The following is a 21131-nucleotide window of genomic DNA, read 5'->3' on the forward strand; positions in this document are numbered from 1 at the left end:
GGTGCGCCCGGACGGTCAGTGCAGCTTGGCGGTGAGGCGCGCGATGGTGGCGTCGAGCAGCGCGAGGGCGGCCCCGTTGGTGCGATGCAGGCTGGCGATCGAGCCCGCCGCCTCGCCCGCCGCGACCGTGTCGAGCAGCGCGTAGTAGACGCAGTCACGCGTCAGCCCGCTCGCCTCGCCCTCCAGCGAGCGCACCGCCTCGAACACGCCCGAATGGGTGCCGTTCTCCACCCGCTGTCGCGCCTTGCGCAGCGTCTCGATCACGGTCAGCGTCGTCATGGCAGGAAGGCCCCCGGGCCCGGTCGTCGGATCGGCAGCGCTGGTACCCGAATCGCCGCCCCGGCACAGTCCGGAGGAGTACGGTTCGAAGATGACCTGATCAGACGGGGCGACGCGCCTCTCCCGGCGTTGCCGGGAGAGGCATCATGGTAGCGAGCTACAGCCTCGTGATGGTCAGGCCGCCGTCCACGTTGACGACCGTTCCGGTGGAGAACACCACGGCGGGGTTCGCCAGGGCCGAGACGGCGGCGGCGATGTCCTCGGGCGTGCCCCAGCGCTTCGCCGGCACCAGGCCCTGCTCGATCAGCGCGTCGTACTTGGAGGTCACGCCGGCCGTCATGTCGGTCTTGATGATGCCGGGCCGGACCTCGAACACGGCGATGCCGTCGGGTGCGAGACGCGCCGCGAGTCCCTCCACCACCATGGCGAGGCCCGCCTTGGAGATGCAGTATTCGAGGCGGTTGTTGGACACCATCTCGGCCGAGCAGGACGACACGACGATCAGCGCGCGCGGGGTCTCGCTCGGCACCTTCAGCATGCGGGTCGCCACCGCCTGGGCGAGGAAGAAGGCGCCGCGCAGGTTGACGCCGAGCACGTAGTCGAAGTTCTCGGCCGTCGTCTCCAGCACGTCGAGGCGCTGCGGCGGGGCGACGCCGGCGTTGGAGACGAACACGTCGACCGGCCCGAGCGCCGTCTCGACCGTGTCGAGCACGCGGGCGTGGTCGGCGACGTCCTGCACGTTGCCGGCGACGTAGGTCGCCGCCACGCCGTGTGCCGCGAGGCGCTTCACCGCGGCCTGCGCCACGTCGTCGTCGCGCGTGCCGGTGATCGCCACGTCGTAGCCGTCGCGTGCGAGGCCTTCGGCGACCGCGAGGCCGATGCCGCGCCGCCCGCCCGTCACCAGGGCGACCCGGCGCTTGGTCTTGTGATTCATGGTTCTTCACTCCCGATGCATGGTGACCGTCATGGCCGGGCTCGTCCCGGCCATCCACGTCTCGTGCGCGCTGCGATCCCGCGCCGTGGATGCCCGGGACGAGCCCGGGCATGACGAGTCAGAGTGTCGTGGCGGCGAGCCGCCTCACCCGAAGAAGGTCAGATACGGCCCGTTCTCGGCGAGACGCTGCACGTAGAGGGCGAGCTCGCGCATGTGATAGTCGCCCCACATGGTCGCCTCGCCGCACGGATTGGCGCGGCCCGGCGGCACGTGGTCCCAGCCGTTGGGGCGGTGATACTGGCTGTGCAGCACCAGCCCCTGATGGTTCGGGTCGATGCTCAGATAGCGGTCGGACAGCAGCGTGCGCAGCACCGTGAGGCCGGCTTGGCGGTAGCGCGCCGCGTCGTCGCGGCCGGTCGCCTCGCGCCACGCGCCGAAACGCAGCAGGCCCTGCGCCGCGATGGCGGCGGCCGAGGAGTCGACCGGCTCGACGTCGTTCTCGGGCTCGGACTCCTTGTTGTACACGTCCCCGAGCTTCGCCAGGTCCGGCGCGCCCGTGTCCCAGTAGGGAATGCCGTCGGTCGCCGTGTGGGCAATGTAGAAGTCGCAGGTCGCCGCCGCCGCCTTCTCCATCATGGCGATCACGTCGGCCTTGCCGCCGAACGCCTCGACCTCCGCCTCGTCGAGCGTCTCCATGAACTCGAGCAGCTCGGCATAGCCGGTGATCGCCCAGGAGAGACCGCGCGTCCAGGTGGAGAAGCCCGAATAGCCCTGCTGCGTGCCGACACAGCGGAAGGCCCGGCTGGCGGTGTTGAAGATCGCCTCGTGGGCGGTGCGGCCGCGCACGTCGTAGATGTCGCGGCCCTCGCCGTAGAACACGCCGTACTGGGCGGTGGTGCGGGCATGGGCGATCAGCCGCCCGAGCAGCGGGATCACCTGGTCGCCCTCGCCCTTCATCACGTGGCCGAGCTGATGGGCCAGCGCCAGCACGCGCAGCGTCCGCATGGTGTCGATGAACAGCGAATGCGGCCCGTTGAACGACTGGATGTAGCCGTAGCCGTCGCCGAGCTCGGTCCAGCGATGCGCCTGCACGGCACCGGAGCACTTGAGCGCCAGCTCGAAATATTCGAGCTGCCACGGGTCCTCCTCGATGCGGCCCTCGTTCACCAGCCGGCGCAGGTTTCCGTAGGTCGAGATCTGGTTGAAGCCGTGGTCGTGCACGCCGAAATGCGTCACGTGCACGGGCATGTCGGCGCAGGTGCGGTCGAGGCCGAGCGCCAGGAAGCTCTCGTCGCCGGTCGCGTCGAACTGCAGGATGGCGCTGCCGAACTCGAAGCCCTGCGTCCAGTCGGTCCAGCCGCGCGGCTTGTACTCGCCCGCCACCGTGTGCACGGGCGCGCCGGCGGCGCGGTCCATGGTCCGGTCGATGGCGACGATCTTGCCGGCGGAGAGATCCCACATGCGACGGATCGCCGGAAGAAGGTCGTTCGGCGTCAGTGCGGTGTCGATCTTCATGAGCGTTCGCCCCTGTTTGGCGTGGATTTCTGATTCGCCATGGCCGGCCTCGTGCCGGCCATCCACGACCTTCGGCCGATGCCACACGAGCAGACGTGGATGGCCGGGACAAGCCCGGCCATGACGGTGGGGAGAGGCGCTCGCGCGTGGGGCGTCCTGCCGCAAGCGCGGCGCCCGTGGCGCGCCCCCTCGCCGGCCCGAGCGCCGCTCGGGCGCCCTCTCCCACGAGGGGAGAGGGTCAGAAAGGGAAATGTCAGCGGATCACCCGGGCGCCCTTGCCCTTCATGATCGCCTCGACCTCCTTGACGTTGACCATCGAGGTGTCGCCCGGCGTGGTCATGGCGAGCGCGCCGTGGGCGGCGCCGTACTCGACCGCCGCCTGCGGGCCCTTGCCCTCCAGGAAGCCGTAGGCGAGACCGGAGGCGAAGCCGTCGCCGCCGCCGACGCGGTCGTAGATCTCGAGGTTCTCGCGCATCGGCGCCTCGTAGAACTGCCCGCCGGCCCAGATGATGGCGCCCCAGTCGTTGAAGGTCGCGGTCCTGGCGTTGCGCAGGGTCGTCGCGGCGACCTTGAAGTTCGGATACGCCTTTACGGCGGCCTCGATCATCTTCTTGAAGTTGACCGGGTCGATCTTGGAGATGTGCTCGTCGAGACCCTCGACCTCGAAGCCGAGGCAGGCCGTGAAGTCCTCCTCGTTGCCGAGCATCACGTCGACATACTTGGCGATCTCGCGGTTGATCTTCTGCGCACCCGCCTTTCCGCCTTGGCTCTTCCACAGCGAGGCCCGGTAGTTGAGGTCGTAGGAGACGATGGTGCCGTATTTCTTGGCGATCTGCACCGCCTCGATCACGGCCTCCGAGGTGTTCGGCGCCAACGCAGCGAAAATCCCGCCGGTGTGGAACCAGCGCACCCCCTCCTCGCCGAACAGCCTTTCCCAGTCGATCTCGCCGGGCTTGATCTGCGACGCGGCGGAATGCCCCCGGTCGGAGCAGCCCAGCGCGGCGCGGACCCCGAAACCCTTCTCGGTGAAGTTCAGGCCGACGCGGGTGTTGCGGCCGATGCCGTCGAACTCGCGCCAGAGGATGTGCGAGGTGTCGACCCCGCCCTGCATGATGAAGTCCTCGACCAGCCAGCCGAGATCGTTCTGCGGCAGGGCGGTGACGACGGTCGAGCGCTTGCCCCAGCACTTGCGCATGGCCCGGGCGACGTTGTACTCGCCGCCGCCCTCCCACACCTGGAAGCTGCGCGCGTTGCGCACGCGGCCGAAGCCCGGATCGAAGCGCAGCATCACCTCGCCGAAGGAGGCGCAGTCCCACCTGGTCTCGGTGGCGGGCCGGATCTTCAGAATCTCGGTCATGTCTCGTGCCTCTTACTTGCCGCGGATGGTCCGGATCAGCGCGATGGTGTCGCGCACCCTGGTCTCGATACCCTTGTAGTCCTTGGCCTCGAGCAGCTTCTTGGTGATCAGGTTGGAGCCGATGCCGACGCAGACGACGCCCGCCTCGAACCAGGCGCGCAGCGACGCCTCCGAGGCGTCGACGCCGCCGGTCGGCATCAGGCGGGTCCACGGGCACGGCGCCAGCACCGCCTTGACGAAGGCGGGACCGCCGACGATGTCGCCCGGGAAGATCTTGACGATCTCGCAGCCGAGCTCTTCCGCCTGATTGATCTCCGACATGGTGCCGCAGCCGGGGCTGTAGGGAATCTTGCGACGGTTGCAGACCTTGGCGACGTCGGGGTTGAGCAGCGGGCCGACCACGAACTTGGCGCCGTTGGCGATGTAGAGGCCGGCGGTCGGCGCGTCGACCACCGAGCCGACGCCCATGATCACGCTGGGATCCGCCTTGGCGAAGTGGCGGGCGACGTCGAGGAAGACCTGCGAGGCGAAGTCGCCGCGATTGGTGAACTCGATGCACTTGGCGCCGCCGTCGGCGCAGGCCTGGATGACGTTCCGGCAGACCTCCGTGTCCGGATGATAGAACACCGGGATCACCCCCTGGTCCATCATCGCCGCCAGGACGGTCATGCGATCGTGTGCCATGTCATTCGTCTCCTCGACCGGTGGCGACGGACGGGCCGGCCGCCGCGCGGAGCCCGCCGTCGATGAGTGTCTCCGGACGCCCCGAATGCGTGTCGCCGTGCCCGGCGCCGCCGAGCTGCTCGGTGGCCATTGGCATGCCTGGTGCGGCGTGAACAGGCGGAAGGAGCGGCCGATCCGGCCGGCGGGACTCGACCCGACGGCCAAGTAACTGTCTAGTTACAAAACCATCGGGGCGGGGCGATCGTCAAGATGCGAGCTGTTCCCGGAACGCAGACCGGGACCACGGCCCGGCATGGCTGCGAGAGACCGGCCGGAGGTGCGCCGCCGGCCGGCCCGCCGGGTCGGGACCGAACGTGCCGACGGTCGCGAGTCCGACGCGCCTGGGGCCTGTCCCGGCCCCTGCGTCTGGCGGCCGGCCGCGGCGCGGCGTCGTGCCGCGGCGGCGCGGGCTGCCGTCTGGAGCCCGTCGCGGCGACTGGAGTAGCCCGGCCGCCACGCCGCCGAAATGCCCCAATTCCCACTTGGCGCTACTGTAACACCGCGGAACGCGGCCCTTTCTAGGCATGTTAAGGTTAATGCTGGCGAATTTTCGCTAAAGTTTAATTCAAATTGACGGTATTCATTCCTTAACGAATATTAACAACAACTGAAAAATGGAGAGGGACATGTCGCGCAGCACTCTCGTGTCTGCCACCGAGACGTCGGTGGCCGGCACCCCTGAACGCGCTCGGACCGGGGGCCTCTCGACCGCGTTCGAGCGGACGCCACCGAGCCGGGCCGCTTCCGAGCCGGTGCGACACAAGCGGCACGGCACCGCCGCGCGCCCGTCAGCCGAGACGTCCGCCGACAAGGTGCTGCGGGCGTTCAACACCTGGTCGTTCAAGCGCGAGCAGCCGGAGAACCCGCACCTGCTGATGCAGGTGGTGACGACGGCGGTGGCGCGCGGCGAGCCGCTGCGCTTCGTCATGTACTGGGGCAAGGGCCCGCGCTGCAGCATCGGACCGGAAGACCTCGAGTGCCTCGATTTCGTCGGCGGCATGATGGCCCGGATCCGCGAGGTCCACACGGCCGGCGCCGCCGTGACGCTGATTCTCACCGACACCCACGCCCGCCACAACGGCCACCCGGAAGAGAGCATCGACGCCTACTTCGCCGCGATCGCGGCCGAGGCGGCGCGCCGCGGCTTCGCCACCTGCCGCCTGTCCGGCCTGGTCGCCGCCGCCGGCGAGACCGCCGTGGCGGCCGACGACGCGCCGATGCCCGAGGACGTCCTGGAGAGCCTCGCCGCGAGCGCCGGAAAGTGGTACCGTGGCGCCGGCACGGCCGAGGATGGCGCGCGCGCCTACTACACGATGAACATGGTGGAGCGGCGGGCGGTCGAGATCGCCTTCCCGGGCGCGATCTTCGCCACCTTCAACGGCAGCAGGCTGCGCTGCCTGTTCCCGGCCCGGATGCCCATCTTCTACATGTATTCGCTGCGGCGCGGCGTCGCCGTGAAGCCGTGGTTCCTGCCCGCCGACCAGGAGCTGTGCGAGCCCGACGCCTGCCGCTGCCGCACCCCCGAGGCGATGCCGGACTGACGGCTACGCGGCCGCGCGCCACGGCCACGACACAGAGAGCGACAGAGAGACCACGCGATGACCGGCTCCGCACCCGCCACACCCGCGCGGACGGCCGCGCCGACGGCGGCGCCGCCCGCGCCGGCGCCGCCGCGCGTCGACAACGTGCCGCTCGGCATCCTGTTCATGGTCTGCTCGACCGTGATGTTCGCGCTGTCGAGCGCGCTCGCCAAGTGGCTGGTGGCGATCTATCCGGTCGGCGAGGTGATGGCATTCCGCTCGCTCTCGTCGCTGCTCGTCTGCTCGGTGTTCGTCCTGCCGGTGACCGGACTCGCGGTGTTCCGGACCAACATTCCGGGTCAGCACATCGCCCGCGGAACGTCGCAGGCGATCTCGCAGACCCTGACGGTGCTCGCGGTGTCGATGATGCCGATCGCCGGTGCCATCGCGATCGGCTTCTCGGCGCCGCTGTGGGCGGCCCTCATCTCGGTGCTGTGGCTGCGCGAACGAGCCGGCGGGGCGCGCTGGACGGCGTTGCTGGTCGGCTTCGCGGGCGTCCTCGTCGTCACCGAGCCGGGCGCGGATTCGCTGCAGCTCGGCGCCCTGTTCGCGCTCGGCAACGCCATCATGTACGGCAGCGTCACGGTGGCGGTGCGCGGCATGACCAAGACCGAGTCATCGAACACGCTCCTGATGTGGCAGCTCCTGACCATGTCGGTCTGCCACGCCGGCCTGCTGCTGTTCGGCTTCCGCATGCCGACCGCCGTTGACGCGGTTCTCCTGGTCGGCATGGGGATCGCGAACACGATCCAGCAGTATTGCTGGACGAGGGCGCTGTCTCTCGGCCCGACCACGGCGGTCTCGCCCTTCTACTACATGAGCCTCGTCTGGGCGATGCTGCTCGGCTTCCTGGTGTGGGGCGACCAGCCGACCCTCGCCCTGCTCGCCGGCTCCGCCATCGTCGTCGCCTCCGGCCTGTTCCTGCTCTGGCACGAGGCGCGTGCGAAGCGCGCCGCCAAGACGGCCGTATCCGCTGCAGTGGCCGCGGCAGTGGCCGCAGCGTCGGCGCCGCCGCACGGCCTCGTCCGCGGCGCGACCAGCGTGCCGGTGGTGTCGGCCGGGCGCTGACCCGACAGCGTCAGGTCAGGCCGCGACGATGCGCTGCTTCGGCCAGTTGGCGATCAGGGTGGCGACCTCGTCGATCGGAAGGGCGCGGCTGAACAGGTAGCCCTGCGCCTCGTCGCAGCCGAGCCGGGCGAGCACCTCCTGCTGGCGCGGCGTCTCGACGCCCTCGGCCGTGGTCGTCATGCCGAGCGCGCGGGCCATGTGCACCACCGCCTGGACGATGGCGACGTGATCCGATTCGTCGTCGAGATCCATCACGAAGGTGCGGTCGATCTTGATCTTGTCGAACGGGAAGCTGCGCAGATAGCTCAGCGACGAGTAGCCGGTGCCGAAGTCGTCCATGGCGATGCGGATGCCGGCCTGCTTGAGACGCCGCAGGATGCGCAGCGTCTTCTCGCTGTCGTCGAGGAACACCCGCTCGGTGATCTCCAGCTCGAGCCGTCCGGCCGGAAGGCCGGTCGCGGCCAAGGTCCGCTCGATCATGTCGACGAGGTTCGGAGCGGAGAGCTGCACCGGCGACAGGTTGACGGCGACCTTCAGCTCCTGCGGCCAGCGCACCGCCTGCCGGCACGCCTCGGCCAACGCCCACTCGCCGAGCGGCAGAATCAGGCCCGAATCCTCGGCGACCGGGATGAACACGTTGGGCGGCACCATGCCGTTGTCGGGATGGCGCCAGCGGGTCAGCGCCTCGAAGCCCGTCACGGCACCGCTGCGCAGATCGACGATCGGCTGATAGTGGAGCTCGAGGCGGTCGCGGGCGATCGCCTCGCGCAGATCCATCTCGACGTGCCGGCGGTCGTTGACCTCCTTGTTCATGGAGGCATGGAAGAACTTGTGGGTGCCGCGGCACTCCGCCTTGACGGCGTAGAGGGCGAGGTCGGCGGCCATCAGGAGATCGTCGGCGTCGCGGCCGTCCTGCGGTCCCACCGCGATGCCGATGCTGACGCTCGGGCAGATGTGGTGCCCGTCGATGTCGCAGGGCTGCGCGATGGTCTCGACCAGGCGGTCGGCCATCGCCTCGAGCGCGTCGCGCGACTCGACCGGCGAGACGACGACGGCGAACTCGTCGCCACCGAGCCGGGCGAGCACGTCGGTGTCGCGGACCGCGCCGCGCAGGCGGCGGGCCGATTCCTGCAGCAGCCGGTCGCCGATGCGGTGGCCGAGCGTGTCGTTGATCACCTTGAAGCGGTCGAGGTCGAGGAACAGCACGGCGAAATCCGGCACCGGCGCGCCCTCGGCGGACACGCCGCGCCCGACCTGGTCGAGCGCCGAATGGAACACGCGGCGATTCGGCAGCCCGGTGAGCGGATCCTCGGCGGCGAGACGGGCGACCCGCGCCTCGGCCTGCCAGCGCTGGGTGATGTCGGTGAGGGTGTGAATGAAGCTGCCGTCCGGCAGATAGGCGGTGCGCACCTCGAGCACGGTGCCGTCGGGCAGGATGCGCTCGCTCACGGTGACGCGACGCGTGCCCCCCGACGAGGAGTGATCGACGGCCGCCCGCGGCGGCACCACGATGTCGCGCAGCTTGCCGTGGCGGGTCGTCCGCTCGGCGAGCTCGTCGAGGCGTGGCGGGTGCTCGGCGAGTTCGGGCGGCAGGTCGAGGAGCTCGGCGCAGCGCCGGTTGATCACCGGTATCTCGTGATCCCGCGTCACCAGCATGATTCCCTGGCTCATGTGCTCGAGGGTCAGCCGGAGCTGCTCGCTCTTCTGCACGGCCCGCGCCTCGGACCGCAGGATGCGGTTGACGGCGGCGAGGATCAGGATGGTGAGGAGGAGGCCGACGACGACGTGGAGCTGCAGCGTCGACATCGCGTTCTGGTAGATCTCGGCCTTGTCGACGCCGACGCTCACCCACAGCGGATGCCCCCTCACCTTGCGGATGGTGACGAGCCGCGTCTCGCCCGTGTCCGGGTTCTCGACATCCAGGGTGGCGTTGACGCCGGCCACGATGGCCTTGTGGATCGGACCGCCGCGCAGATCGGTGCCGAGCGCGAAGGCACCGGACGAGCCGCCGCTCGAGCGCACCATGCCGTCGCTGCCGATCAGCGAGATCGAGGCAGAGCGGCCGAGGTCGATCTTGTCGTAGAACTGGGTGAGATGGTCGGGATCGAGCGAGGCGACGACCACGCCGGCGAAGCTGCCGTCGGTGTTGACGAAGCGGCGGGTGAACTGGACCGACCACTTGCCGCTGATCCGTCCGACCAGCGGCTTGGAGATGAACAGCGCGTCGTCCGGGTTGTCGATGTGGACGCGGTAGTGCTCGCGGTCGGAGAGATCGGTCGGCGGCGCCGGCTGCGGCCCGGCATTGGAGGCCCGCATGATCCCGTTGGCGTCGATGATCGCCACCTGGACGATGATCTCGCTCAGCACGTCGGTGGTCGCGACGATGGTGTGGTAGTCGGTCGAGTCCTTGCGGGTCTCGATGCTGCTCCGCATGTAGAGGAGCGCCTTGTCGATCTCGCCGATCGAGCGCAGCACGTTCTCCTCGAACACCATCGCGAAGTTCTGGTTGGTTCGTTCCGCCTCGCGCTCGTCCGCCCGGACGCCCTCGTAGTATTTCCAGGCGATGCCCGTCCACAGCATCGCGATGATGACGAGACCGAAAATGGCCGAGCTCCGCCGCTCGGCGATCAGCTTCGGCAATTGGAGGATCGGCAGCGTCATCGGATTGGTTTTGCGTCTCTTAACGGTGCGCCCTCATCTTTTTCTACCGCTGTTGCTTCCGGCTTAACGGTGCGTGGCCGGTTCGAGTCTTAGATAATTTGGACTTAAACCAGGTACTTTGGTACGGCCCGGCAAACTAAAGTTATCGTGTTGATTGAAAGCGGAATTCCGGCAACCCCGAAATCCTCGTCGCGCGCCGCGTGCGGCCCGCGGGCCGCCTGCGCGCCGCCGGCCGGCGTCCGCTTCATTTCGCTGTCCGAGACAGGGCCGAGCCGCCGGCCGCCGGCCGCGGACCGGCGTCGCGGCAGCCGCGCCGGAGCCGGTCCCGGCCGATCCTCGCGCGACCCTCCGGGCGAGCGCCAGGCGGCCCGGCCTTGGCCCGAGGATTGCTTTCTTTGGAGGCGCCCTCGTGTCCATTCCGCGTTCTCCCGAGATCAAGGACTTCCGACCGATGCTTTCGAAGCGTAGCGTCATCGTCGCCCTCGGCCTTGCCGCCCTGGCGATTCCGTTCGGCGGCGCCCATGCGCAGACCGCGCTCGACGACGTCCTGAAGGCCAAGACCGTCAGGATCGGCGTTCCTACCGATTACCCGCCCTACGGCTTCGTCGGGCCGGACCTGAAGCCCATGGGCCTCGACATCGACGTCGCCGGCCTGATCGGCACCCGGCTGGGCGTGAAGGTCGAGCTCGTGCCCGTGGTCAGCGCCAACCGCATTCCGTATCTGCAGACCCGGAAGGTCGACCTGATCGTGTCGACCCTCGGCCGCAACGAGGAGCGGGCGAAGATCATCGACTTCAGCCACGCCTATGCGCCGTTCTACCAGGGCGTCTTCGCCCTCAAGACGACCGAGATCAAGACCTTCGCCGATCTTGCCGGCAAGACCGTGGCGGTCGCCCGCGGCGCCATGGAGGACGAGATGCTGGCCCAGGTGGCGCCGCCCACGACCATCGTGAAACGCTTCGAGGACCAGGCCGCGACCACGGCCGCCTTCGCGTCCGGCCAGACCCAGGTGATCGCCACCAGCGTATCCAACATCGGGGTGCTGAGCCAGAAGAACCCGGGCCTCGGCGTCGAGTACAAGCTGCTGCTGCGCGACAGCCCGTGCTTCGTCGGCATCGCCAAGGGCGAGGACGCGCTGCGCGGCAAGGTTAACGCCATCATCCTGGCCGCCAAGGCGGACGGCACGCTGGAGAAGCTGTCGCAGAAATGGCTGAAGCGCGGCGCCGGCGACCTGCCGCTGTGAGCCACGGATCGGCGGGCCGGGCGCCGCGCCCGGCCCGCGCCGCCGCCCCGAGCACCCGGAACCGCCCATGCGCGTCGCGCTCGACTTCTGGCCCGTCCTGGCCCAATGGCCGCTGCTGCTCGAAGGCGCGGCCTGGACCCTCGGCCTCACCGCCGTCGCCACCCTGCTCGGGTCGTCGGTCGGGGTCGCCTGCGCCTGGGCCCGCGTCAGCGGCCCGTGGGCGCTGCGCGTCCCGGCCGCGGCCTATGTCGAGCTGATCCGCAACACGCCGTTCATCGTGCAGCTCTTCTTCGTCTTCTTCGGGCTGCCGGCGGCGGGCATCAGGCTGACCCCGCTCACCGCCTCGATTCTCGCCATGACCATCAATCTCGGCGCCTACGCCACCGAGATCGTCCGGGCCGGCATCCAGGCGACCCCGCGCGGCCAGATCGAGGCGGCGGAGAGCCTGGCGCTGACGCGGCTCCAGGTCTTCGTCCACATCGTCCTGCCGCCGGCCCTGAAGCGGGTGTGGCCGGCCCTGACCAGCCAGATCATCATCGTGATGCTCGGCTCGGCGGTCTGTGGCCAGATTTCGATGGAGGAGCTGAGCCACGCCGCCAACCTGATCCAGAGCCGCAACTTCCGTGCCTTCGAGGCCTACATCCTGGCGACCCTCGTCTATCTCGGGCTCGCCATCCTGGTCCGCCGGGTGCTGCACTGGGCCGGCCAGCGCTTCGTCTTCGGCAGCTGAGGAGGGGCACGGTGGTCGAGTTCACGCTCTGGGACATCCTGCGCAACCTGCTGCTCGCGGCGCGCTGGACCGTGGTGCTCTCGCTGATCGCCTTCGCGGGCGGCGGCGCCGTCGGCCTCGTCCTGCTGGTGCTGCGCCTGACCGGAAACCGCGTCGCCGACGCGGCGATCGGCGCCTATGTGCAGCTGTTCCAGGGCACGCCACTGCTGATGCAGCTCTTCCTCCTCTATTTCGGCATCGCGCTGTTCGGGGTCGAGACCTCGCCCTGGATGGCGGCCTGCGTGGCGCTGATCCTCTACGCCTCGGCCTATCTGACCGAGATCTGGCGCGGCTGCGTCGCGGCTGTGCCGCGCGGCCAGTGGGAGGCGTCGGCGAGCCTGGCGCTCGGCTTCGGCCAGCAGCTCGCGCACGTCGTGCTGCCGCAGGCGCTGCGGATCGCGGTGCCGCCGACGGTCGGATTCCTGGTACAGGTCGTCAAGGGAACCGCGCTCGCCTCGGTGATCGGCTTCGTCGAGCTCACCAAGGCGGGCGGCATGATCGCCAACGTCACCTACGAGCCGCTGCTGGTCTACGGCTGCGTCGCGCTGATCTATTTCGCGCTGTGCTTCCCGATCAGTCTCTATGCCGGCTCCCTCGAAAGGAAGCTCCATGTCGGCCGGCGCTGATCCCTCCGCGACGAACCCCGTGCTCGTGCCGCCGCACACCGAGGTCGGCGCCCCGATCGTGCGCATCACGGCGCTGCGCAAGTCGTTCGGCGACAACGAGGTGCTCAAGGGCATCGACCTCGACGTGATGCGCGGCGAGGTGGTGGCCGTGATCGGCAAGAGCGGCTCCGGCAAGAGCACGCTGCTCCGCTGCATCAACGGGCTCGAGGCGTTCCAGGAGGGCTCGCTCACCGTCGACGGCAAGCCGCTGCTGCACGAGAGCGCCCAGGCGATGCGCGAGCTGCGCCAGCGCGTCGGCATGATCTTCCAGAGCTTCAACCTGTTCCCGCACCTGTCGGTGGGCCGGAACGTGATGCTGGCACCGCGCCTCGTCAAGAAGCGCAGGCCGGACGAGAACGAGGCCCGCGCCCGCCAGCTGCTCGACCGCGTCGGCCTGGCGGAGAAGTTCGACGCGATGCCGGACCAGCTGTCCGGCGGCCAGCAGCAGCGCGTCGCCATCGCCCGCGCCCTCGCCATGGACCCGGCCGTGCTGCTGTGCGACGAGATCACCAGCGCGCTCGATCCCGAGCTGGTCGGCGAGGTCCTCCGGGTGGTGGAGTCGCTCGCCGAGGACGGCATGACGCTGCTGATGGTCACCCACGAGATGGGCTTCGCCCGCAAGGTCGCCGACCGGGTGATCTTCATGCATCAGGGCCGGGTGCACGAATCCGGCCCGCCCGACTCGATCTTCGGCGCCCCGCGGACGCCGGAGCTGAAGCAGTTCCTGTCGTCGCTGCACGAGTGACGGCAGCGGCGCGACTGCACTGACTGACCCCTCGTGGTGAGGAGCGGCCGCAGGCCGCGTCTCGAACCTTGTGGCCCCGACACCGAGGCCGCCCTCGCCCTTCGAGACGGCTGCTTCGCAGCCTCCTCAGGGTGAGCGCGGAGGGATGTTCAGCACGAGGGGCGGCGCACCGGTGCACCGCCCCTCGGGAGTCCTGACATTCGGCCGACTCGCGACGCGCCCTACTCCGCGGCGCTCTGCGCCTGCTGCGCCTTCCACTCGGGCAGGAAGCGGAACGCCTGGTCGAGCAGATGCGGGGTGTGACGGCCGGGCGACTGCTCGAGCGCGCGGGAGAAGTACTCGCGCAGCGCCGGCTTGTAGTCCGGATGGGCGCAGTTCTCGATGATCACCCTAGCGCGCTGCTTCGGCGACAGGCCGCGCAGGTCGGCGAGCCCCTGCTCGGTGACGATCACGTGGACGTCGTGCTCGGTGTGGTCGACGTGGGTGACCATCGGGACGATGCAGGAGATCGAACCGTTCTTGGCGGTCGACGGGGTCATGAAGATCGACAGGAAGGCGTTGCGGGCGAAGTCGCCCGAGCCGCCGATGCCGTTCATGATCGCGGTGCCGGCGATGTGGGTCGAGTTCACGTTGCCGTAGATGTCCGCCTCGATCAGGCCGTTCATGGCGATGATGCCGAGCCGGCGGATGACCTCGGGATGGTTGCTGATCTCCTGCGGGCGCAGTATCACGTTCTTCTTCAGCTCGGCGGCGTCGCGGTTGAAGGCGAGCGCGGTCTCGGGGCTGAGCGACACCGCTGTCGCCGAGGCGAACCGCATCTTGCCGGCCTTGATCAGGTCGAGCATGCCGTCCTGCAGCACCTCGGTGTAGGCCGTCAGATCCTCGAACGGCCCCTCGATCAGGCCGCCCAGCACCGCGTTGGCGACGTTGCCGACGCCCGACTGCAGCGGCAGCATGCTGCGCGGCAGGCGGCCCCGCTTCACCTCGTGGTCGAGGAACTCGAGGATGTGGCCGGCGATCCGCTTCGAGTTGGCGTCGGGCGGCGAGAACGGCGTGTTGCGGTCGTGGCTGTCGGTCTCGACCACGGCGACGACCTTGCTCAGGTCGACATTGTAGTAGCGGTCGCCGATGCGATCGCCCGGGTTGTTGATCGGAACCGGACGACGATCCGGCGGGCGGCGGGTGCCGTAGTAGATGTCGTGCATGCCGTCGAGGGCGAGGTTCACCCACGAGTTCACCTCGAGGACGATCTTGTCGGCCTGGTCGAGCCAGGTCTTGTTGTTGCCGATCGAGTTCGCCGGAACCAGCCGGCCGTCCTCCAGCACCGCGGCGACCTCCACCACGGCCACGTCGAGCTTGCCGAGGAAGCCGAACCAGGCGTACTGGGCGACGTGCGAGAGATGGATGTCGGTGTACTCCATCTCTCCGGAGTTGATCTGCTTGCGGCAGATCGGATCGGACTGATAGGGCAGCCGCATCGCGAAGCCGTTGACCCGAGCGAGCGCGCCGTCGAGCTCCGGCGCCGTCGAGGCGCCGGTCCACACGCCGACCCGGAACGGCTCGCCGCGGGCGTGCGCGGCGTCGATGCGGTTCGCCAGCGCCAGCGGCACGGCCTTCGGATAGCCGGCCCCGGTGAAGCCGCTCATTCCCACATTGGCGCCCGGCGGGATGAGGGCGGCGGCCTCGTCGGCCGACATGATCTTGGAGCGAAGGGCGGGGTTGAGGATGCGGGCGGCGTTCGACATGACGTTCCGTTCGGTGCTGGGGGTCCACGGTTCTTCATTGAGCCGCCGTGGACTTATACGCGCGCACTGCGTCGAACTATCCGACGAACAACTTACCGGTGCCCTCCGAATATCTACCATGCGCTCATCGCGCGCGATCACGGGTAGTGATCACGTCGCGTTGCGCGCGTCGGCGTGCAATTGACGTTTTGTTGAGCATCTCGCCTCACGCGACGCCGTTGCGCGTGACGTCCGTCAGCCCGACGCCCATCACCCCTGGCGCCCGCGCATGTCCGCATCGATGGTCAGGCGCCCGGGTGCGCGAAAGCGCGAACGGTAGATCTGCAGGTTCTCCATCACCCGCTGCACGTAGATGCGCGTCTCGGTGAACGGGATGCGCTCGACCCAGTCGACCGGGTCGACGGCGGGATCGCGCGGATCGCCGTAGCGCGCCGTCCACTGGCGCACCCGGCCGCGGCCGGCGTTGTAGCCGACGAAGGCGAGCACGTGATTGCCGTCGTAGGTCGTGACCAGATCGGTGATCTCGGCGGCGCCGAGCTGGACGTTGTAGGCGGGATCGCGATGGAGCCGCGCGGCGTCGAAGGCGACGCCGAGCCGCCGGGCGACGACCCGGCCGGTCGGCGCCGTCACCTGCATCAGCCCGACCGCCTTGGCCGACGAGATCACCCGCGCATCGAACGCGCTCTCGGCACGGGCGATGGCGTAGACGAGGCTCGGATCGGGCCGCGGCCCGAGCGGCGGCGCGGCGGGCAGCCCGACGTCCGGAAAGGCGACGTGATCGAACGGCAGCCCACGGGCCAGCGCCCCGCGGCCGAGCGCCGTCATGGCGCGGGCGTCGCCGCGGGCGGCCGTGGCCTCGGCCACGAGGGTGAGCACGCCGACGTCGTCGACGCGGTCGAGATCGGCCACGAAGGGCACGACCAGATCGCGATGGCCGGTCGCGTAGAGCAGATCGACGGCCCGCACCAGCGCGCTGCGCTTCAGCGCCGCGCGCTGCGCCCCCGTGACCGGCGGCGGCCGGCGCACCGCGATGCTGCGCAGCCCGATCCGGGCGCGCGCGAGCTGGCCGTAATAGGCGGCGGAGTGCTGCGCCGCCGCCTCGTAGTGCCGGCGCGCCTCGGCCCGGCGGCCGCTCGCCTCGGCGGCGCGGCCGAGCCAGTAGCCGGCGCGCGCCAGCGAGGTCGGATGCGTCGTCAGGGTGCGGATGGCCGCGAAGTGCCGCTCCGCCGTTCGCGCGTCGCCGAGATAGCGCAGCGCGATCCAGCCCGCCGTGAACGGCTGATCGACCCGCAGCCCCTCCCGGACCGGACGCGGCGCCTGCGCCGCCACCCGCCGGGCGAGGCGGTAGCGGCGGCCGTCGAGCAGCTCGCGGACCAGGATGCGCGCCTCCTTCCACCACGCGTCTGGATCGACCACGACCGGGTCGTGGGCGACGGCCAGCATCGCGGCGGCGGCATCGGCCGGGTGGCCGGCGCGGCGGAGCCACTGGGCGCGGGTGAACTGGTAGGCGGGCTCGCGGTGCAGGGCCGCCGGCACCGCCTCGATCGCCTTGCGGGCCACCGCACCGGGGCGGCGGGCCGCCTTGTGGGCCGTGACGATCGCGGCATGCCCGGCCCCGAGGCGCCGGGCCGCCCGCATGGCGCCGTCGAGATCGTCGGCGAAGAGCCGCGCCCGGAAGCGGGCGAGGTGGTCGGCCCGGCCGATCAGCGCGCCGGCGGTCTCCAGGAGGCGCTGTTCCAGCGCGGCCGAGAGCGCGTCGGCACGCCACGCCGCGCGAATGTGTCGCGCCGCTCCCGCGCGGTCGCCGCGGGCGAGCAGCGCACGGCCGAGCGCCAGCCGGCCGGCGGCGCCGAGCGGCTCGCGCCCGGCGAAGTAGCGCAGCACCGTGTCGGGCGAGGCGGTCTCGGTCCACAGTCGCAGCTCGGCGCGCCGATGCACCCGGTCGATCTCCGGCCAGACCGGATGGGCGCGCGCGAACGCCCAGTGGCGGGCGAAGCCGGCCGCCGGGTCGTCGGCCCGCAGGATGGTCCATTCGGCGAGCGAGCGGGCGACCGGGTCGCGCAGGCCGGCGCGACGGGCCGTGGCCGCCGCGACGTCGCCCCGCACCGCGAGCGCGATCGTCTCGCGTAGCGTCGCGAGCTCCGGTCCGGCGAGCGCGACCGGGACGGCGGCGGGCGCCGCCCGGTCGCTCGGCTCGTCCGCCGCGGTCCGCAGCAGATGCCCGATCGGATCCGCGGCGGTCCGCGAGGCCGCGCCGGCCGCCAGCCCGGCGGCGAGCCAGGCCAGACAGCCCAGCACGGAGATCGCGGCCCGGCCGCGCGCGCTCTGAGGCATCCGATCCTCCGATGATGTCCGGCAAAACCGACCCGCCGTGCCGGGCGGGCCGCGGCAGTCTCCCGGCGAAACCGTTGATGAAGTGCAAACCTCTGTCAAATCAGGCAAAACGGCAGCAGCACGGTGACCGTGGCAAGGCCGGCGCCCGGCCGCAGCGGCCGCCGCGACCCGGGCGCCTCGGCCTCCACACGCGCGTTAACCGAAGCTCAAATCGCGTCCGTTACCGTCCAGATTCCCCCCAGCCGTCCGGGCGGTTCCGGCGCGCCGGGACACTCCCGACCGTGCCGCGCCCGTCCAGGCCGCGGCTCCTCCCGCGAGGCTGCAGCGATGTCCGAGCCCTCCCTGCTGATCGACGAGCTCGACGAGACGCTGGCGGGCGGCTCGGCCGCCGACCGCACCCGCCTCCTCCAGCGGGTCACCGACCTCTATCTCGACGGCGCCGTGAATTATTCCGGGGAACAGGTCGCGCTGTTCGACGACGTGCTGGGGCGCCTGCTGGTCGACATCGAGGAGACGGCGCGGCGCGAACTCGCCCACCGCCTCGCCGGCGCCAAGGTGCCGCCCCCGAACGTCGCCCGTCAGCTCGCGCTCGATGCGGCCCCCGCCGTCGCCGCCCCGATGCTGATCCACACCGACAGCCTCGACGAGGCCGATCTCGTCGCCTGCGCCCGCAACGGCAGCCAGGTGCATCTGCTCGCCATCACCAAGCGGCCGGAGGTGAGCGCCCCCGTCACCGACGTGCTGGTGACGCGCGGCAGCGACATCGTGGTGCGCAGCGTCGCCGACAATGCCGGCTCCCACTTCTCCGAAGAGGGATTCGATGCGTTGGTGCAGCGCGCCGGTGACGACGACGTGCTGGCCACCCGGGTCGGCCGGCGGCAGGACCTGCCGCGGCACCATTTCGTCCGGCTTCTGGCCAAGGCCTCCGACGCGGTGCGGGCCCAGCTCCAGACCAGCCGGGTGGATCAGCCCGGCGACATCCGCGACATCGTGGCCCGCGTCACCGACGCGATCGCGGCCCGCACGGCGGCCGAATCCACCGACTACGCCACGGCGACCGCCGACGTGGCGGCGCTCGAGCAGAGCGGCGGGCTCGACGAGGCGGCGGTCCGCGACTTCGCCGCCTCCGGCAAGTTCGAGCACACCACCGCGGCGCTGGCGCGCCTCGCCGAGCTGCCGGTTCCGACCGTCGAGCGCATCCTGCTGCAGCAGCGCGCCGAGTCGCTGCTGTTCCTCGCCAGGGCACTGGGGCTCGGCTGGGCGACGACCCGCATCATCCTGCAGATGCGGCACGGCGACGTCGTCGTGCACGACCAGGGCCTCGATCTCGTACGGTCGAGCTTCGAGCGCATCAAGCGGACGACGGCCCAGCAGATCCTCGACTTCCAGCGGAGCCGCAACGACCACGCCTGACCTCCGGCGGGACCGGCCGCCCGCCGGCGCCCGCCGTCGCGGCGGCCGCCGCACGGGCCTGCCGCAGCCGGGCGAGCCGGTCCGCGTCCCGCCGCCGCCCCCAGACGAGATGCCAGACGGCGGCCGCCAGGATCGCGCCGTCGATCGCGAGATGGAACACCCCGATCGGCCACGTCTCCATCCGAGCCTCCGGTGCCGGGACCTTTGAATCGATACCGCGAAAAAGTCCGCGCCTGCCGATTACCTTGCGGCTCCAGCTTATTAGTTATAATTTCCAACATGTTAACAACAAATCATCGATTGCGTGCGAGTCTTCTTCGCGCTGGGAATACCTGAAGGAGACGTGCCGTGTCGTCGCTTTTGTCGCGCATTCGCATTCTGACGAAAATCCTTTGTCTGATCGGGCTGCTCGCGCTCGCCGCGGTCGCCATCGTAGGAGTCGCCGTCGACGCGATGTCGGCGCTGCGCCACGCCGCCCGCGCGACCGAGGTGGCCGGCGACAAGGCCGTGCTGGGCTCGCGGCTCAACACCAACTTCACCGCCATCGGCCGCGCCGAGGCGATGCTGGTCGCCGATCCGCGCTCCGCCGTGATCAGGGACGCGGCCGATCAGCTGCGGGCGGAATGGAAGCTGGTCGACGAGCGCGTCGCGCTGCTCGACCGGCTGAAGTCGACCGACGACGACCGGCGCTATCTGGCCGAGCAGGCGCCGCTGATCGCGACGCTCCGCCGCGCCTCCGACAGCCTGGTCGACTTCGCGGGCGGCCTCGGCGAGACGCCGACGCCGGCCCAGCGCGCCGAGCTCCTGTCACGCGCCGCGACGAGCCGCACCGCCCAGGCCCAGGCCCGCAACCGCACCCGCGTCTATTTCGACGAGCTGCAGCAGCTCAAGCGCCGCCTCTCCGACGAGGCGCAGGCGACCTACGAGGCCGGCACCCGCACCATCCTGGCGATCGCCGTCGCCGGCATCGGCCTCGCGCTCGTCCTCGGCTTCCTGGCGGCGCGCTTCGGCATCGTCAAGCCGATCCTCGACATGACGGCGGCCATGACCTCGCTCGCCCGGGGCGTGCTGACGACGGCCGTGCCGGGCGTCGGCCGCGGCGACGAGATCGGCACCATGGCGAGCGCCGTGCAGGTGTTCAAGGACAATGCGGTCGAGAACGAGCGGCTGAAGCAGGACCAGCAGGCGGCGAGCGAGGCGGCCGACCGCATGCGGCGCGCCGCCGTGCTGGAGATGGCCCGCAATGTCGAGCGCCAGTCGCTCGACGCGATCAGCGGCATCGGCCAGGTGTCGCGCGGCGTCGGTGGCACGGCCGAGGGCATGGCGAGCCGCGCCGTCGCGGCCGGCGAGGCGTCGCGCGGCGTGTCGACCTTCGCGGACCAGGCCAAGGCGACCGCGGAGGCGGTGGCGGCCGCCGCCGAGGAGCTGTCCTCCTCGGTGCAGGAGATCACCGACCAGATCGCCCGCACCGGCGTGGCGACCCGCGAGGCGGTGTCGGCGGGCGCCGACGCGCAGGCGAAGATCCGGTCGCTGTCGCAGGCGGTGGCGCGCATCTCCGAGGTCACCAACGTGATCAGCGACGTCGCCGAGCAGACCAACCTGCTCGCCCTCAACGCGACCATCGAGGCGGCGCGGGCCGGCGAGGCCGGCAAGGGCTTCGCCGTGGTCGCCGCCGAGGTGAAGGCGCTGGCCGGCCAGACGGCCCGCTCGACCGACGACATCAACCGCCACGTCCACGACATCCGCGCCGCGACGGAGGCGGCGGTGCGAGCCGTCGAGGAGATCGGCGAGCGCATCCGCGGCATCGACGGGATCACCGGGGCGGTCGCGGCCGCCGCCGAGGAGCAGGGCGCCGCCACCCGCGAGATCGCCCGCAGCATCCAGCAGACCAACCAGGCCGCCCGTGAGGTCGCCACCCGCATCGCCTCGGTGTCGAACGACGCCGCCGAGGTCGGCCGCAGCTCGGTCGAGGTGCGCGAGGCGGTCTCCGGCATGACCCGCGAGATCGACGCCCTGCATCGACGCATCGCGACGCTCGTGAAGTCCGCCCAGCCCGACGCGGCGTGAGTGAACGTGTTCGAGACGGTTTGCCTCGAGGCA

16 protein-coding genes are annotated in these 21131 nt (G+C 70.4%); 8 read left to right on the plus strand and 8 right to left on the minus strand.

Annotation, left to right across the window (positions count from 1 at the left end):
• Window positions 1-15: 15 nt before the first annotated feature.
• The 5 genes from J2S22_RS17680 to J2S22_RS17700 form a co-directional block, all read right to left on the minus strand.
• On the minus strand, window positions 16-279 hold the full coding sequence (locus J2S22_RS17680; protein WP_272775984.1) for a hypothetical protein: 264 nt from the start codon (window positions 277-279) through the stop codon (window positions 16-18).
• A 157-nt stretch (window positions 280-436) separates the two neighbouring features.
• Window positions 437-1213: a 3-ketoacyl-ACP reductase gene (locus tag J2S22_RS17685; RefSeq protein ID WP_272775985.1), complete on the minus strand. Its 777-nt coding sequence runs from the start codon at window positions 1211-1213 to the stop codon at window positions 437-439.
• A gap of 144 nt (window positions 1214-1357) precedes the next feature.
• On the minus strand, window positions 1358-2728 hold the full coding sequence (locus J2S22_RS17690; protein WP_272775986.1) for a hypothetical protein: 1371 nt from the start codon (window positions 2726-2728) through the stop codon (window positions 1358-1360).
• A gap of 253 nt (window positions 2729-2981) precedes the next feature.
• Complete coding sequence (locus J2S22_RS17695) at window positions 2982-4085, minus strand: sugar kinase (protein WP_272775987.1); 1104 nt, start codon at window positions 4083-4085, stop codon at window positions 2982-2984.
• Between the two features lie 12 nt (window positions 4086-4097).
• Window positions 4098-4769, minus strand: a complete 672-nt coding sequence (locus J2S22_RS17700; protein WP_272775988.1) for a bifunctional 4-hydroxy-2-oxoglutarate aldolase/2-dehydro-3-deoxy-phosphogluconate aldolase — start codon at window positions 4767-4769, stop codon at window positions 4098-4100.
• A gap of 791 nt (window positions 4770-5560) precedes the next feature.
• On the opposite strand from J2S22_RS17700, the gene J2S22_RS17705 reads away from it, so the two are divergent.
• Window positions 5561-6349 carry a hypothetical protein gene (locus tag J2S22_RS17705; protein ID WP_272775989.1) on the plus strand — a complete coding sequence of 263 codons (789 nt, stop codon included), beginning with the start codon at window positions 5561-5563 and terminating at the stop codon, window positions 6347-6349.
• A 57-nt stretch (window positions 6350-6406) separates the two neighbouring features.
• The gene (locus J2S22_RS17710) at window positions 6407-7456 is read left to right on the plus strand and encodes a DMT family transporter (protein WP_272775990.1); all 1050 of its coding nucleotides are present in this window, start codon (window positions 6407-6409) and stop codon (window positions 7454-7456) included.
• Window positions 7457-7471: 15 nt separating this feature from the next.
• On the opposite strand, the gene J2S22_RS17715 is transcribed toward J2S22_RS17710, so the two are convergent.
• Window positions 7472-10117, minus strand: a complete 2646-nt coding sequence (locus J2S22_RS17715) for a bifunctional diguanylate cyclase/phosphodiesterase (RefSeq protein WP_272775991.1) — start codon at window positions 10115-10117, stop codon at window positions 7472-7474.
• 451 nt (window positions 10118-10568) lie between these two features.
• On the opposite strand from J2S22_RS17715, the gene J2S22_RS17720 reads away from it, so the two are divergent.
• The 4 genes from J2S22_RS17720 to J2S22_RS17735 all read left to right on the plus strand — a co-directional run bounded on the left by J2S22_RS17720 (window position 10569) and on the right by J2S22_RS17735 (window position 13539).
• A complete protein-coding gene (locus J2S22_RS17720) occupies window positions 10569-11360 on the plus strand; it encodes a transporter substrate-binding domain-containing protein (RefSeq protein WP_272775992.1) in 792 nt (263 codons plus the stop codon).
• Window positions 11361-11427: 67 nt separating this feature from the next.
• Window positions 11428-12090, plus strand: coding sequence for an amino acid ABC transporter permease (locus J2S22_RS17725; protein ID WP_272775993.1), 663 nt, complete (start codon window positions 11428-11430; stop codon window positions 12088-12090).
• An 11-nt stretch (window positions 12091-12101) separates the two neighbouring features.
• A complete protein-coding gene (locus J2S22_RS17730; protein WP_272775994.1) occupies window positions 12102-12755 on the plus strand; it encodes an amino acid ABC transporter permease in 654 nt (217 codons plus the stop codon).
• Entirely contained in the window at window positions 12739-13539 is an 801-nt protein-coding gene (locus J2S22_RS17735) for an amino acid ABC transporter ATP-binding protein (RefSeq protein WP_272775995.1), read from the plus strand. Before J2S22_RS17730 ends, J2S22_RS17735 begins: the two co-directional genes overlap by 17 nt.
• A 221-nt stretch (window positions 13540-13760) precedes the next feature.
• On the opposite strand, the gene scpC is transcribed toward J2S22_RS17735, so the two are convergent.
• Window positions 13761-15284: a succinyl-CoA:acetate CoA-transferase ScpC gene (gene scpC, locus J2S22_RS17740; RefSeq protein WP_272775996.1), complete on the minus strand. Its 1524-nt coding sequence runs from the start codon at window positions 15282-15284 to the stop codon at window positions 13761-13763.
• 249 nt (window positions 15285-15533) lie between these two features.
• Window positions 15534-17618: a lytic transglycosylase domain-containing protein gene (locus J2S22_RS17745; RefSeq protein WP_272775997.1), complete on the minus strand. Its 2085-nt coding sequence runs from the start codon at window positions 17616-17618 to the stop codon at window positions 15534-15536.
• 327 nt (window positions 17619-17945) lie between these two features.
• Between J2S22_RS17745 and J2S22_RS17750 the strand changes: the two genes are divergently transcribed.
• Both J2S22_RS17750 and J2S22_RS17755 read left to right on the plus strand, forming a co-directional pair.
• Window positions 17946-19031 carry a DUF2336 domain-containing protein gene (locus tag J2S22_RS17750; protein WP_272775998.1) on the plus strand — a complete coding sequence of 362 codons (1086 nt, stop codon included), beginning with the start codon at window positions 17946-17948 and terminating at the stop codon, window positions 19029-19031.
• A gap of 348 nt (window positions 19032-19379) precedes the next feature.
• Window positions 19380-21098 (plus strand): methyl-accepting chemotaxis protein, encoded by a 1719-nt coding sequence (locus J2S22_RS17755; RefSeq protein ID WP_272775999.1) that lies wholly within the window; start codon window positions 19380-19382, stop codon window positions 21096-21098.
• The last annotated feature ends 33 nt before the right edge of the window (window positions 21099-21131 follow it).

The sequence above is a fragment of the Rhodoplanes tepidamans genome, from assembly GCF_030813915.1.
Classification (GTDB): Bacteria; Pseudomonadota; Alphaproteobacteria; order Rhizobiales; family Xanthobacteraceae; genus Rhodoplanes; species Rhodoplanes tepidamans.

Excerpts from the sequence above, each read along its gene's own strand:
- J2S22_RS17685 (WP_272775985.1), bottom strand. The coding sequence starts at position 1,213 with ATGAATCACAAGACCAAGCGCCGGGTCGCCCTGGTGACGGGCGGGCGG.
- J2S22_RS17745 (WP_272775997.1), bottom strand. The coding sequence starts at position 17,618 with ATGCCTCAGAGCGCGCGCGGCCGGGCCGCGATCTCCGTGCTGGGCTGT.
- J2S22_RS17700 (WP_272775988.1), bottom strand. The coding sequence starts at position 4,769 with ATGGCACACGATCGCATGACCGTCCTGGCGGCGATGATGGACCAGGGG.
- J2S22_RS17750 (WP_272775998.1), top strand. The coding sequence starts at position 17,946 with ATGTCCGAGCCCTCCCTGCTGATCGACGAGCTCGACGAGACGCTGGCG.
- scpC (WP_272775996.1), bottom strand. The coding sequence starts at position 15,284 with ATGTCGAACGCCGCCCGCATCCTCAACCCCGCCCTTCGCTCCAAGATC.
- J2S22_RS17735 (WP_272775995.1), top strand. The coding sequence starts at position 12,739 with ATGTCGGCCGGCGCTGATCCCTCCGCGACGAACCCCGTGCTCGTGCCG.
- J2S22_RS17695 (WP_272775987.1), bottom strand. The coding sequence starts at position 4,085 with ATGACCGAGATTCTGAAGATCCGGCCCGCCACCGAGACCAGGTGGGAC.
- J2S22_RS17715 (WP_272775991.1), bottom strand. The coding sequence starts at position 10,117 with ATGACGCTGCCGATCCTCCAATTGCCGAAGCTGATCGCCGAGCGGCGG.
- J2S22_RS17690 (WP_272775986.1), bottom strand. The coding sequence starts at position 2,728 with ATGAAGATCGACACCGCACTGACGCCGAACGACCTTCTTCCGGCGATC.
- J2S22_RS17710 (WP_272775990.1), top strand. The coding sequence starts at position 6,407 with ATGACCGGCTCCGCACCCGCCACACCCGCGCGGACGGCCGCGCCGACG.
- J2S22_RS17720 (WP_272775992.1), top strand. The coding sequence starts at position 10,569 with ATGCTTTCGAAGCGTAGCGTCATCGTCGCCCTCGGCCTTGCCGCCCTG.
- J2S22_RS17680 (WP_272775984.1), bottom strand. The coding sequence starts at position 279 with ATGACGACGCTGACCGTGATCGAGACGCTGCGCAAGGCGCGACAGCGG.
- J2S22_RS17725 (WP_272775993.1), top strand. The coding sequence starts at position 11,428 with ATGCGCGTCGCGCTCGACTTCTGGCCCGTCCTGGCCCAATGGCCGCTG.